Genomic DNA, 12,530 nt, shown 5'->3' with positions numbered 1-12,530 from the left:
GGCAACGACCACCTCAACCAGGAGACACGGCTCAGCCCGCGCTCTGCGCCCCGAGGCGCTCGGCCGCCGCCGTTGTCGCGTCGACGAGTGCCTCCGCGATGGTGTGCAGGTGCGCCTCGATCCGCGTCGTCGGGCCGGCGACCGCGAGGACAGCGCTCAGCCGTCCGCCCACCAGCACCGGCCGGGCGGTGGCGCTCAGGTCGGGCAGGGTTTCGTCGTGGTTGAACGCGACCTGGGACGCGCGTACTTCGGCGAGCTCCGCCATGGCCGACCTGACGCGGTCCTCGTTGTCGAAGAGGGTGCGGAGGTAGGACTCGCGCTGCTTCGCCGTCCGGTAGGCGAGGACGACCTTGCCGGCGCTCGGCGGGAAGAGCGGTCTACGGACCCGCAACGGGGCCGAGTACCTGATGGGTTGGCGCGACTCGGCCGAGGCGAGGTAGGTCAGCGAGTCGCCGACGGGGATGCCGACCATGGCCGTCTCGCCGAACTCGTCGCGCAGCGCCTCCAGGCTCGGCCGGACCGCGCCTGCGATGTCGGGCGCCGGCTGGGTGAGGAGGTTGCCGAGCGCGGGGCCGAGGCGGTAGACGCCCTTCTCCTCGCTCAGATACCCCGTCGAGACGAGCCCCTTGACCAGGCCGAAGACGGACGACTTCGGCGCTTCCAGCGCCACGGCGAGCTCGTGCATCCGCGCACCGCCGTGCTGCGCGACGGTCTCCAGTATGTCCGTCACGCGGCTGACCGTGCGGTGCGCCTTGGCGGTGGTCTCCGGCACTGCTGCCCCCTGGTGCGTTCGTATCTACGAACTATAGCCCCGACGTCCGCACCGGAATCCGCCCTCCCCGCTCTTGACCCGAGGTGCGTGCACGCTTAGCTTGCTCGTATTAACGAACAGTGAGTCGTATATACGAACGGAGCGCGATGCGGAGAGAACAACGCGGGCTCTACTACGAAGAGTTGACCGAGGGCGACTGCTACGTGCACAGCCCGGGACGCACCGTCGGCGAGGCCGACAACACCGCCTTTTCCACGCTCACCATGAATCCCCAGAGCCTTCACCTCGACGAACACCGCAGCGCCGGCACCGAGTTCGCCAGCCGCCTCGTCAACAGCCTCTTTACGCTCTCCACCCTCGTCGGGCTCAGCGTCGCCCAACTCACCCAGCGCACCACCGTCGCCAACCTCGGCTTCGGCGAAGTCGCCTTCCCCGCGCCCGTGTTCGTCGGCGACACCCTCTACGCCGAGACGGAGGTCGTGGAGAAGCGCCTCTCGCGCTCCCGCCCCGGCAGCGGAATCGTCGTCTTCGCGCACCGCTGCTGCAACCAGCGCCGCGAACTCGTCGCCCGCGTCCGCAGGTCGGCCCTGATGCACCGGCTGCCCGACGGCGAGGAGGCAGCCGCATGAGCCGTCAACTCCGCGGCCCCGCCCTCCTGTTCTGCCCCGGCGACCGCCCCGGGCGCTTCGCCGAGGCGGCCGACCGCGCCGACACCGTCATCCTCGACCTGGAGGACGCGGTCGCCCCCGAGGCGAAGGAGGAGGCACGCTCCCACGTCGCGGACGCGCTCCCCGGGCTCGACCCCGCCCGGGTCCTCGTACGCATCAACCCCGTCGCCACCCCCTGGTGGCGCGACGACCTCGCCGCGCTGCCCGACGGCCTCCCCGTACTGCTGCCCAAGGCGTCCTCGCCCGAGGAGGTGCGCGCCTGCGGAGAGCGTCCCGTCGTGGCGCTCTGCGAGACGGCGGCAGGCGTCCTCGCCGCCGGGGCGACAGCGCGCGAGCCGACGTGCGCGGGGCCGATGTGGGGCGGCGAGGACCTCGTCGCCGACCTCGGCGGGCGCTCCAGCCGCGGCTCCGACGGCGCATATCGCAGCGTCGCCGCGCACGCCAGGGCGCAGGTCCTCCTCGCCGCCGGTGCGGCCGGGGTGCCCGCGCTCGACACCGTGCACCTCGACATACCCGACGTCGAGGGGCTGCGCCGCGAGTCGGAGGCCGCCGCCGCGGAGGGGTTCCGTGCCAAGGCGTGCATCCACCCCTCCCATGTCCCCGTCATCCGCGCGGCGTTCGCGCCCTCGCGCGACGAAGTCGCCTGGGCCCGCGCTGTATTGGAGGCGGCACGCAGCCAGGGCGCCGTCTTCCGCCACGAGGGACGGATGGTCGACGCGCCCGTACTCGCCCACGCGCGACGGGTGGTGGGCGCCGAGGAGCCCGAGGAGCCCGAGCCGCCGCGGTGACCGGGTCGGGACCCGGAGAACAAGGAGAGAACGTGGACTTCGAACTGACCGAGGACCAGCGGGACATACGCGAAGGCGTCCGCGAACTCGCCCGCAGGTTCACCCCCGAGTACTGGGCCGAGCGCGACCGACTCGGCGAGTTCCCCTGGGAGTTCTACCACGCCTTCGCCGAAGCCGGCTGGCTCGGCATCGCCATCCCCGAGGAGTACGGCGGGGGCGGCCTCGGCGTTCTGGAGGCCGCGCTCCTCCTGGAGGAGGTCGCGGCGTCGGGTGCCGGGATGAACGGGTGCAGCACCATGCACTTGACGATCTTCGGTCTCAACGTCCTCGCCAAGCACGGCAGCGAGGAGCTGCGCCGCGAGATCCTCCCGCGGGCCGTCTCGGGCGAGCTCCACGTCTGCTTCGGCGTCACCGAGCCCGACGCCGGCACCGACACCACCCGTATCTCCACCTTCGCGCGCAGGGACGGCGACGAGTACGTGGTCGACGGCCGGAAGGTGTGGATCACCAAGGCAGGGGATTCCCAGAAGATGGTGCTCCTCGCGCGCACCACCCCCAGGGAGGAGGCGGAGAAGCCGACGAAGGGCATCTCCGTCTTCCTCGCCGACGTCGACCGCAGCGCGATGGAGATCCGTCCCATCCCCAAGATGGGACGGAACGCCGTCGCCTCCAACGAGATCTTCATCGACGGCCTCCGCGTCCCGGCGAGCGCCCGTATCGGCGAGGAGGGCGAGGGGTTCCGCTGCCTCCTCGACGGGCTCAACCCCGAGCGCATCCTCCTGGCGCACGAGGCGCTCGGCCTCGGCAGGGCCGCGCTCGACGTCGCCACGCGGTACGCCAAGGACCGCGTCGTCTTCGACCGGCCGATCGGCCGGAACCAGGGCGTCGCCTTCCCCCTCGCCGAGTCGCTCACCCGCCTCGACGCGGCACGTCTGATGGCGCGCAACGCGGCGTGGCGGTACGACCGGGGCATGGAGTGCGGCCGCGAGGCGAACATGGCCAAGTGGCTCTGCGCGGACGCCGGTTACCAGGCGGCGGACGCCTCGGTGCAGACGCTCGGCGGCATGGGGTACGCGCAGGAGTACCACGTGGAGCGGTACTTCAGGGAGGCACGGTTGATGCGGCTCGCCCCGATCAGCCAGGAGATGGTGCTCAACTACCTCTCGCAGCACGTCATGGGCCTCCCGCGGTCCTACTGAAAACCGCGGCGGCTTGTCGCACCATGCCGCCGCCCCAACCGCTGGAGGAGACATGCACGCGCTCGACGGTGTCACCGTGCTCAGCCTGGAACAGGCCGTGGCCGCCCCCCTCGCCACCCGCCACCTCGCGGACCTCGGTGCCCGCGTCATCAAGGTGGAGAGGCCGGACGAGGGCGACTTCGCCCGCGGCTACGACGGCGCCGTGCGAGGGATGGCCTCGCACTTCGTCTGGCTCAACCGCGGCAAGGAGTCCGTCGCGCTCGACCTCAAGAGCGAGCGGGGGCGCGAGGCGCTGACCACCCTCCTCGGCGGCGCCGATGTCTTCCTCCAGAACCTCGCCCCGGGCGCGGTCGCGAGGCTGGGGTTCGGCGCCGACGAACTCATGGCGTGCCACCCGGAGTTGGTCACGGTCGACATGTCCGGGTACGGCAGCTCGGGCCCGTACCACGACAAGCGCGCCTACGACCTGCTCATCCAGGGCGAGACCGGCCTCGCCTCCGTCACGGGGACGCCCGGATCGCCGGCGAAGACCGGCATCCCCATCGCCGACATAGGCGCGGGCATGTACGCCTTCTCCGCGGTCCTCGCCGCGCTGCTGCGCCGGGCGCGGGGCGGCGGGGGCGCCCGGATCGAGGTCTCGATGTTCGACGCCGTCGCGGAGTGGATGGGCCATCCCCTGCACACGACCAAGTACACCGGGACGCCACCGGCCCGCTCGGCGCTGGGCCACCCCTCGATCGTCCCGTACGACGCGTACCCGACGGCCGACGGCCCCGACTTGCTCATCGGCGTGCAGAACGACCGCCAGTGGCGGAAACTCGCGCGCGACGTATTGGGCCGCCCCGACCTCGCCGAGCACCCCGAGTTCGCCACCAACCTCGCCCGCTGCCGCAACCGTGCGACGGTGGACGCGACGGTCGCCGAGGCGACGCGCACCCTCCGCACCGAGCCGCTCGTCCGGCAACTTGACGAGGCGGGCATCGGCAACGCCGCGCTCAACTCCGTCCACGGCCTCGTCGACCACCCGCAGCTCGCCGCCCGCGACCGCTGGCGCACCGTGGAGACCCCCGCGGGTCCCGTCGAGTCGGTCCTGCCGCCGATCACCTTCGGCGACGTCGAGGCGAGGATGGGTCCCGTGCCGGCACTGGGCGAGCACACCCGTGCCGTGCTGGCGGAGTTCGGGGCGGGAGACGGCGAGGAACGCTGAGCCGCGTACGGGCGACCCGCACGGCGGGAGCGACCCGGCAACCACCGCCGCACACGGCGCATTTGGCACCGCTGGTCAGCGATAGCGTGGAGGTGAGACGAGGAGGACGCGTGCGATTGGCGCTGGACGCACTGTTCGCTGACGTACCCGCCGAGCAGGTCGACGAAGCCCGTGCCTTCTACGAGTCGAGGGCGGCGGGCCGTGGCCCCAGGACACTGGAGGAGCTCAAGGAAGCCCGCGCGACGAGGTCTGCCCCGACTGCCGCCGATCCGCCTGCCATCGAAGAGACGATCGGAGCCGCGGAAGCGCGCGTCCCTGTCCGGATCTTCACTCCTGGCGACGGTCCGCCGCGTGGCGTCTATCTGGACATACACGGCGGCGGCTTCTTCATGGACTCCGCAGCGCGAGGAGACATACGCAACCGCGAGCTCGCGGACGCTCTGCGCATCGCCGTCGTAAGCGTCGACTACCGGCTGGCTCCTGAGCATCCCTGGCCGGCGGCACCCGACGACTGCGAAGCGGCGGCGCTCTGGCTCGTCGCAGAAGCCGAAGCCCGCTTCGGAACGTCCCGGTTGGCGATCGGCGGGAGCTCCGCAGGAGCCACGCTCGCCCTGGCGACACTGCTCCGGCTGAGAGACAAGGGCGCCGTCGGCCGATTCACCGGCGCCGCACTCCAATTCGGGACCTACGACTTGAGCGCACGGACCCCGGCCGGTCGCCGTATCGCGGAGGAATACTTCCTCCAGGCGTACGCCGGCCATGTGGAGGACCGCACCGATCCCGACGTCTCTCCCCTCTACGCCGTTCTTCGCGGGCTACCGCCGACACTGCTGGTCGTCGGAGGCGCAGACGTACTGCTGGAGGACAACCTTGCGCTGGCAGGCAGGTTGTCGGCGGCCGGCAACGATGTCGAGCTCCGGGTGTATCCCGAGGCACCCCACGGCTTCACGGGCCACTCCACGGCAATGGCCAGGACGGCGATCGGCGGCGTCAACTCCTGGCTGTGCGACCGGATTACGGAGGAGCCCGGTCCGCTCACGTGAGACACGGCCTCGCGCACTTCCGCCGACGTGGGCGGCCAACCGTCGGGACCGCAGCCCACATCGATCGAGTCAGCACATCCCGTGCCCGGCCATCGCGCGTACCCTCGGGGCCGCGGTCCTCCGGCACGGGGGACGCCGAGTCCCTCGCGGAGCGCGGGTACGAGGCCGAGAGCGAGCGGGCAGTCCCGCCACCGCGAACATGTTCTTTACGATCCAGTTATGACTGCGAGAAGAGAGCCGATCAGCCGCCGCGAGCGTCCCGCGAAGCCCGCCCTGTCCCGTCGCTGGATAGTGGACACCGCCGTGCGGATCATGCGGGCGGAGGGGCTGGGGAAGGTCACGATGCGCCGTCTGGCGCAGGAGTTGGACACCGGCCCGGCGTCGCTGTACGTCTACGTCGCCAACACCGCCGAGCTGCACGCGGCCGTGCTGGACTCCCTGCTCGGCGAGGTCGACCTGACCGGGCGGGACGGCGGTGAGGGCTGGCGCGAGCAGCTTCGCGCCGTCATGACGTCGTACACCGGGGTGCTGTTCGAGCACCCGCAGCTCGCGCGGGCCGCGCTCGTCGCCCGCCCGAGCGGCGAGAACTACCTGCGCCTGGTGGAGCGCATCCTCGATCTCCTCTCACAAAGCGGCGCCGGCCGGGAGCAGGTCGCCTGGGGGGTGGACAAGCTGCTCCAGAGCGCGACAGCCACCGCTGCCGAGCAGTCGACGCGTGAGCACGATCCCGCCTTCGAGGACGACTGGGACGCCACGGTGCGTGCACTGCACGCCGTGGACGCCGCCACGCATCCGGCGATCACCGCGCACATGCCCGCCCTGGTCGGCGGCTCGGTGTCGGACAGGCTCCGCTGGAGCTTCGACGTCCTCGTCAACGGCATCGTGCACACGCCTGTCCCGGTCGTGGAGGACTGACCGCCCGGGTCTCGGCGACGGACGCGGCCGGGGAGCGGCAGCTTTCCACGGGCGAATTTGTTCGCGACGAACATGTTCGTTACGGTGGGCGGAGCGCCGAGATGTTCCCCTACTGCTTTCGGAGGCCCCATGAGCACCAGCCATTTCCCGATCGCGATCATGGGAGCAGGTCTCGGTGGCCTGACCGCCGCCCGTGTTCTGCACGTCAACGGCATCGAGTCGGCGATCTTCGAACTGGAGGCGTCGGCGGCGGCCCGTACGCAGGGCGGGATGCTCGACATCCACGAGAACAGCGGGCAGAAGGCCCTGCACGCCGCCGGCCTCCACGACGACTTCCTCAAGATCGTCCATGAGGGCGGTCAGGCCATGCGCCTGCTCGGCCAGGACGGCACCGTGCACGTGGCCGAGGAAGACGACGGCACCGGCGACCGGCCGGAGGTGGACCGCGGCGACCTGCGGGACCTGCTGCTCAACTCCCTGCCCGACGGCACGATCCACTGGAGCCGCAAGGTCACCGGGGCCCGGACGCTGGGCGACGGGCGCCACGAGGTGACGTTCGCCGACGGGTCCGCCCTCACCACCGACCTCCTGATCGGCGCGGACGGTGCCTGGTCCCGGATTCGCCCGCTGGTCTCGGCCGCCCAGCCCGCCTACACCGGCATCTCCTTCGTCGAGACCGATCTCTACGACGCCGACACCCGCCACTCGCGCAGCGCCGCGGTCGTCGGCGGCGGGTTCTTCATCGCCCTCGGCGACGAACGCGGATTCCTCGCGCACCGGGAGAGCGACGGCAGCCTGCACATCTACACGGCGCTCAAGGTCGACGAAAGCTGGATGGACACGGTCGACTTCGCCGACCACGCTGCCGCCAAGGCCGCGGTCCTCGCCCACTTCGAGGGCTGGGACGAGGACCTGCGCGGCCTGGTCGCCGATGCGGACGCGATCACGCCGCGCCGTATCCACGCCCTTCCCGTCGGGCATCGTTGGGACCGCGTCGCGGGCGTGACGCTGCTCGGTGACGCCGCCCACGTGATGTCCCCCTTCGCCGGGGAAGGCGCCAACCTCGCCATGCTCGACGCTGCCGAACTCGCCCTGGCCATCGCCGCGCGCCCCGGTGACACCGAAGCGGCCCTGGTCACGTACGAGGAGGCTCTCTTCCCGCGCAGCGAGGCGTCCGCCACCGAGTCCGCCGCCGCCCTGGACACCATGTTCGGCGAGCGGGGCCTGGAGCAGATGGCCGCGTTCTTCGCCCCCGACCCGACAGGCCACTGAGGCCCGCTCCGGCGGCAGCGCACCCGGCCACATCGAGGAGGAACCCATGACGATGCCGCTCGCGCACACCCTCCCGCTCCGACCCGGCCTGGACCTCGAACTGCGCGAGGCCGGCAAGGGCAGCAGCCCGGTCCTCGTCCTGCACGGCGGCCCCGGCCCGTCCAGTATCGCAACGTTGATCGACCACCTCGCACCGCATCACAGGGTGGTGGCGCCCACCCATCCCGGCTGGGACGGCACCGCACGGCCTGACGACCTGGACTCCGTGCGCGCACTCGCCGCTTCCTACCTGGACCTGCTCGGCCACCTCGGGCTGAGCGACGTCACGGTGATCGGCACGTCCTTCGGCGGCTGGGTCGCCACCCAAACCGTCCTCGACGACCGTGGGGGCCGGATCTCCCAGCTCGTCCTCATGGACGCCATCGGCCCCGTCGTACCCGGCCAGCAGATCACCGTGCCCACCGGGCCACCGGCTCCGGCGCCGCGGGGCGGGCCGTCCGCACAGGCGACGGCCGCCATGCGCGCCTACGCCGGCCCGGGCATGGCAGACGCCGGCCTATTGCCCCGCCTTGCCACCGTCGCCTGCCCGGTGCTGGTGCTCTGGGGCGCCGACGACACGGTCGTCACCCCCGACTTCGGCCGCGCCTACGCCGCGGGATTCCGCCACGCGCGGTTCGAACTCATCCCCGGTGCAGGGCACTTGCCCACCCGCGAGAAGCCCGAGACGGTCTTCGCCCTTCTCGACTCCTTCCTCGCCCACCGAGTCCCGGCCACCGGCCACTGAACCCCTGCCATCCGGCTCCCCGTCCGCGGGCCGTCGTCGGCGTCGTCCGCGACAAGCGGTCGATCACGCGCCCTTGCGGAGCGATCGCGCGCAGGACCGGGAGCCCACCGCTTCTTCTCTCCAAGGAGGCACGATGCCGAAGATCGCCATCATTCTCGGCAGCACCCGCACCGGACGCGCCGGCGAACGCGTCGCACAGTGGGTTCTGGAGCAGGCGCACCAGCGCGGCGACGCGGAGTACGACCTGATCGACCTCGCCGAGGTCGACCTGCCGCAGATCGACGAACCGTTCCCGCCCGCCATGGGGCGCTACACCCACCCCCACACCCAGCAGTGGGCCACGACCGTCGCCGCCTACGACGGCTACGTACTCGTCACTCCCGAGTACAACCACTCCTTCCCCGGCGTCCTGAAGAACGCCCTCGACCGCGTCCACGCCGAGTGGAACAACAAGGCCGTCGGCCTCGTCTCCTACGGCTTCGACGGCGGCGTGCGCGCCGTCGAAGCCCTGCGCCCGGTGCTGGGCGCCCTGCAACTCGCGGACGTCTCCGCCACCGTCGCCCTGAACCTGCGCACCGACTTCGCCGACTTCGGCGCCACGTTCACCCCCGGCGACCACCAGGGCCCCGCTCTCACGGCGATGCTCGACCAGCTCCTGTCCTGGAGCAACCTCCTCGCCCAGACCCGCAACAGCGCACTTCCGGCGGCTTCCTGAAGCTCTCCCGCACGGCCGGGCTGTTACAGGCCCGGCCCCAGGCTTCACGCGCCAGCGAAGAGTTGCGCTTCACAGGCGAGCAGGGCCGGCCGCGGCCCCGCCCACGCTGCGGCTCACGGCTCAACTCCGTTCCAGGAGAGACCCAGCACGGAAGAAAGGTCGACAATGACCGACTATCGAATGGACCAGACACTCAGCCTCGGTCCGGTCGCGCTGACGGTGGCCGACCTGGCACGCAGCCTGCGCTACTACACCGAGGTTGCAGGCTTCCGCCTCCTCGAACGCCGAACACAGCGAGCGCAACTGGGCGTGGAGGGACGGGTACTGGTCGACCTGCACGAGGTCGCCGGGGCTGTCGCGCCACCGCCCTCCAGCCCCGGGCTCAGCCACTTCGCCCCGCTCGTGCCCACCAGGGCGGATGTGGCCCGCTTCGCTCAGCGGCACCTGGACGCAGGACTCGACGTCGATCTGCGCGACCATGTCGTGAGCCAGTCGTGCTACGTCACCGACCCCGACGGCCACACAATCGAAGTGACCTGGGCCTGTCCGCGGGAGCAATGGCAGTGGACCGACGAGGGCCTGCCCGTCGCGGTCGCCACGCCGCTCGCCGTGCAGGACCTGCTCGACGAGCCCGGGGCGAGCAGGCCCGCGCACCTGCCGGCCGGGACGCAGATGGGGCACGTCCAACTCAAGGCGACCGACGACGCTCTCACCCGCACCAAGCGGTTCTACCGCGACCTGCTGGGCATGGAGATCTTCGCCCGCCTGGGGGACGGATTCGTCGGTCTCGGCGTCAGCGACCACCTCAGCCTCCTCGTCCTCACCAACCGGTTCAGCCCGCAGGGAGGCACGCCCGCAGGGCCCGACACCGCCCGCCTCACCTGCGTCGACTTGCTCCTCAGCGGCCCGGGGGCGATCGGGGCACTCGCCGAACGCCTCACTGCCGCCGGCCACCCGCACCAGTACGAGGTCACCAGCCTGACCACGCACGACCCCTCCGGGAACCCGTTGCGCTTCTCCGTACTCGGCGCCGCAGGACCGGCATCGAGTAGGGACGCGTAGCCCATCCCCTGCCGGCACCTGCCCCAGCGTGGTGATGACGCGCAGAGGCGATCGGGACACCAGGCCCGGTCCTGGCCTCTGCGTCTGCATCCTCACCGCCGTCGAGGCCGGGAGCGTCCGGGCTGCGCAGGGTCGGTCCCCGCGACGCAAGGTTCGGCAGCGAACTTTCCCTTGCAGGAGCGGAGTTGACGCGCCGCATGCCCGGACCCCGCGGCGCCTTCATACGGCAGTGACCTCGACACCGCGCTCCCGGAGCCGGTCCGCCACGATCCCGAACCTGTCCCCGTCCTGGCCGACGCTGCCCCGGACGGACAGCTTCTCCAGCGCCGGTGCGTTGAGCAGCGTCTCGACGTTCTGCGCGTTGCGGAGCTGCGACAACTTCAGGCGTCTGAGGGAGGGGAGGGTGCCGAGAGCGCCGAGGTCGGTGAGCGGCTGGATGCCGTCGATGCTGAGGTGGTCGAGGCCGGTGAGCTCGGTGACGGGGGAGAGGTCCTCCCACTTCAGGTAGGTGAGGGTGAGCCTGGCGAGCGGCGCGGCCGGCAGGTCCTTGACGAGAGCGCAGCCCTCGACCTGGAGTTCGCGCAGCTCGGGGCATGTGTCCAGAGGGCGCAGGGTCTCCACGTTCGGCAGTCTGAGGAACTCCGCCTTCTCGACCGGTGTGCCGGCGAGACCGTCGAGCATCCCGATGCTGCTGTCGGAGAGCTCGAACGTGTGCAGGTTCGTCAGCCGGCTGAGGTCCCCCAGGTCGGTGAGGCTCGGCAGGGACCTCAGGCGGAGCGTGCGCAGTGCGGGGAGGTCGGTGAGCGTGCCGATGGAGCGCATGTTGTCGCAGGCGCCCACGTCGATCCGGTGCAACTCCTCATGGTTGCCCAGGCTTTCGAGCCCGGTCAGCCCGGGGAGGCGCCCGAGGGACAGGTGCTTCAGCCGCGGCACGACGTCGAGCGGTGCGAGGTCGTCGACCTTGGGCAGCTGGTTGAGCGTCAGGAAGTCGACCGAGGTGAGCGTCGACAGCTCGGAGAAGTCCTGGAGCGCGTCGCAGGTGGAGAGCGAGAGCCGCTCCAAGGAGCGTGTTCCGATCCCGGCGAGGGTGGTGAGCCGGTGGCACCGTTCGAGGTGGAGCAGCTTCAGCCCGGTGAGCGGGGCGAGCCCCTCCAGGTTCCGCAGCGGCGTGCAGCCCCTGATCCAGAGCATGTCCAGGCGGGGATGGGCTCCCAAGCCGCGCAAGGTCGCCAGTCGGGAGCACTCCGTCATCTCCAGCCGGTGCAGCTCCGTCATTCCTTCGATGCCGTGCAGGCTGCGTAGCTGCGTGCACTTGGTCACGTCGAGGTGGGTGACGGAAGGGAGGTCGCCCAACCCTGTCAGGTCGGCGATCGGTGTCCGGGCGAGGTCGAGCACGGTGAGCTGCCGTAGGCCCGACAGCCCCTCGACGCTCTTCAGGCTGCGGCAGCCGGCGAGGCTCAGCGTCGTGAGCGCGGGGAACGCCGAGGCGAAGCCTTCGACGGAAGCCGCCCCGCTCAGGCTGAGGTTCAATGTGCGCAGCCGGTGAAGGGGGAGGAGCACCTTCGTGTCCGTCACGGAGCGGCACTGCACGAGGCTGAGGTGCACCAGTTCGGTGAGGGCGCTCAACGGGGCCGCGTCCTCGATCTTCGAGCAGCCCTCCAGGTCGAGAGCGGTGAGACCGGTGAGCGCGCCGATCTCGGTGATGTCGGTGACCTTCTTCGAGTGGAGCTCCAGCCTGCGGAGCATGGTGAGGTGCCGCAGCCCGACGAGCGAGGCGCACCGGCTCAGCCGCAGCTCCTCCCGGTCCTCGCGTGCGAAGGCGGGGGCGAGCAGGACGGCGGAGAACACGTCCGGATCGGGGGACCGCGGCCACAGGCGCAGCAGCGTCTCGGAGGCGAGGCCCGCCGTGGGCTCGTACGCGGTGGCGAGCGCGACCGCCTCCGCGTCGTCCATGAGCGGTACGAGCTCCCGGACGGCCTTGCGGGCCGACGCCCGCGTGGCGTCGTGCAACTCAGCGCGGAGCGCGTCGAGTCGGGGGGCGGTGCCGCGACCTGTGTCCATGGAGGCAACCTAGCCGCCGCCTCCGACAAGCGGTGCCGACCGTG

Annotated in this window: 12 protein-coding genes; 10 read left to right on the top strand and 2 right to left on the bottom strand. The window is 71.2% G+C overall.

Annotated features, from left to right (window positions below; genetic code table 11):
* Positions 1-31 precede the first annotated feature (31 nt).
* Entirely contained in the window at positions 32-772 is a 741-nt protein-coding gene (locus F603_RS0111670) for an IclR family transcriptional regulator (RefSeq protein WP_019546195.1), read from the bottom strand.
* 119 nt (positions 773-891) lie between these two features.
* Here F603_RS0111670 and F603_RS0111665 point away from each other — a divergent pair, with 119 nt between their 5' ends.
* The 10 genes from F603_RS0111665 to F603_RS0111620 all read left to right on the top strand — a co-directional run bounded on the left by F603_RS0111665 (position 892) and on the right by F603_RS0111620 (position 10,425).
* Positions 892-1,401, top strand: coding sequence for a MaoC family dehydratase (locus F603_RS0111665; protein ID WP_342665920.1), 510 nt, complete (start codon positions 892-894; stop codon positions 1,399-1,401).
* Complete coding sequence (locus tag F603_RS0111660) at positions 1,398-2,228, top strand: HpcH/HpaI aldolase/citrate lyase family protein (RefSeq protein ID WP_019546193.1); 831 nt, start codon at positions 1,398-1,400, stop codon at positions 2,226-2,228. Before F603_RS0111665 ends, F603_RS0111660 begins: the two co-directional genes overlap by 4 nt.
* A gap of 32 nt (positions 2,229-2,260) precedes the next feature.
* Positions 2,261-3,427 (top strand): acyl-CoA dehydrogenase family protein, encoded by a 1,167-nt coding sequence (locus F603_RS0111655; protein ID WP_019546192.1) that lies wholly within the window; start codon positions 2,261-2,263, stop codon positions 3,425-3,427.
* Between the two features lie 52 nt (positions 3,428-3,479).
* The gene (locus F603_RS0111650; RefSeq protein WP_019546191.1) at positions 3,480-4,634 is read left to right on the top strand and encodes a CaiB/BaiF CoA transferase family protein; all 1,155 of its coding nucleotides are present in this window, start codon (positions 3,480-3,482) and stop codon (positions 4,632-4,634) included.
* Between the two features lie 110 nt (positions 4,635-4,744).
* Positions 4,745-5,677, top strand: coding sequence for an alpha/beta hydrolase (locus F603_RS0111645; protein WP_026328337.1), 933 nt, complete (start codon positions 4,745-4,747; stop codon positions 5,675-5,677).
* 219 nt (positions 5,678-5,896) lie between these two features.
* Entirely contained in the window at positions 5,897-6,592 is a 696-nt protein-coding gene (locus F603_RS0111640) for a TetR/AcrR family transcriptional regulator (RefSeq protein WP_037955681.1), read from the top strand.
* A 129-nt stretch (positions 6,593-6,721) separates the two neighbouring features.
* Positions 6,722-7,864, top strand: a complete 1,143-nt coding sequence (locus F603_RS0111635; RefSeq protein ID WP_019546188.1) for an FAD-dependent oxidoreductase — start codon at positions 6,722-6,724, stop codon at positions 7,862-7,864.
* A 46-nt stretch (positions 7,865-7,910) separates the two neighbouring features.
* A complete protein-coding gene (locus F603_RS0111630; protein ID WP_019546187.1) occupies positions 7,911-8,648 on the top strand; it encodes an alpha/beta fold hydrolase in 738 nt (245 codons plus the stop codon).
* Between the two features lie 133 nt (positions 8,649-8,781).
* Positions 8,782-9,363 carry an NADPH-dependent FMN reductase gene (locus F603_RS0111625; protein ID WP_019546186.1) on the top strand — a complete coding sequence of 194 codons (582 nt, stop codon included), beginning with the start codon at positions 8,782-8,784 and terminating at the stop codon, positions 9,361-9,363.
* Positions 9,364-9,528: 165 nt separating this feature from the next.
* Positions 9,529-10,425: a VOC family protein gene (locus tag F603_RS0111620; protein WP_026328335.1), complete on the top strand. Its 897-nt coding sequence runs from the start codon at positions 9,529-9,531 to the stop codon at positions 10,423-10,425.
* A gap of 219 nt (positions 10,426-10,644) precedes the next feature.
* Here F603_RS0111620 and F603_RS0111615 read toward each other — a convergent pair whose 3' ends face one another.
* Positions 10,645-12,486, bottom strand: coding sequence for a leucine-rich repeat domain-containing protein (locus F603_RS0111615; protein ID WP_019546184.1), 1,842 nt, complete (start codon positions 12,484-12,486; stop codon positions 10,645-10,647).
* Between the last annotated feature and the right edge of the window lie 44 nt (positions 12,487-12,530).

Origin of the sequence: Streptomyces sulphureus DSM 40104 (assembly GCF_000381025.1) — a bacterium.
GTDB classification, from domain to species: domain Bacteria; phylum Actinomycetota; class Actinomycetes; order Streptomycetales; family Streptomycetaceae; genus Streptomyces; species Streptomyces sulphureus.
The sequence above is the reverse complement of the archived record's forward strand: the minus strand, read 5'-3'. Positions and strand labels throughout refer to the sequence as shown.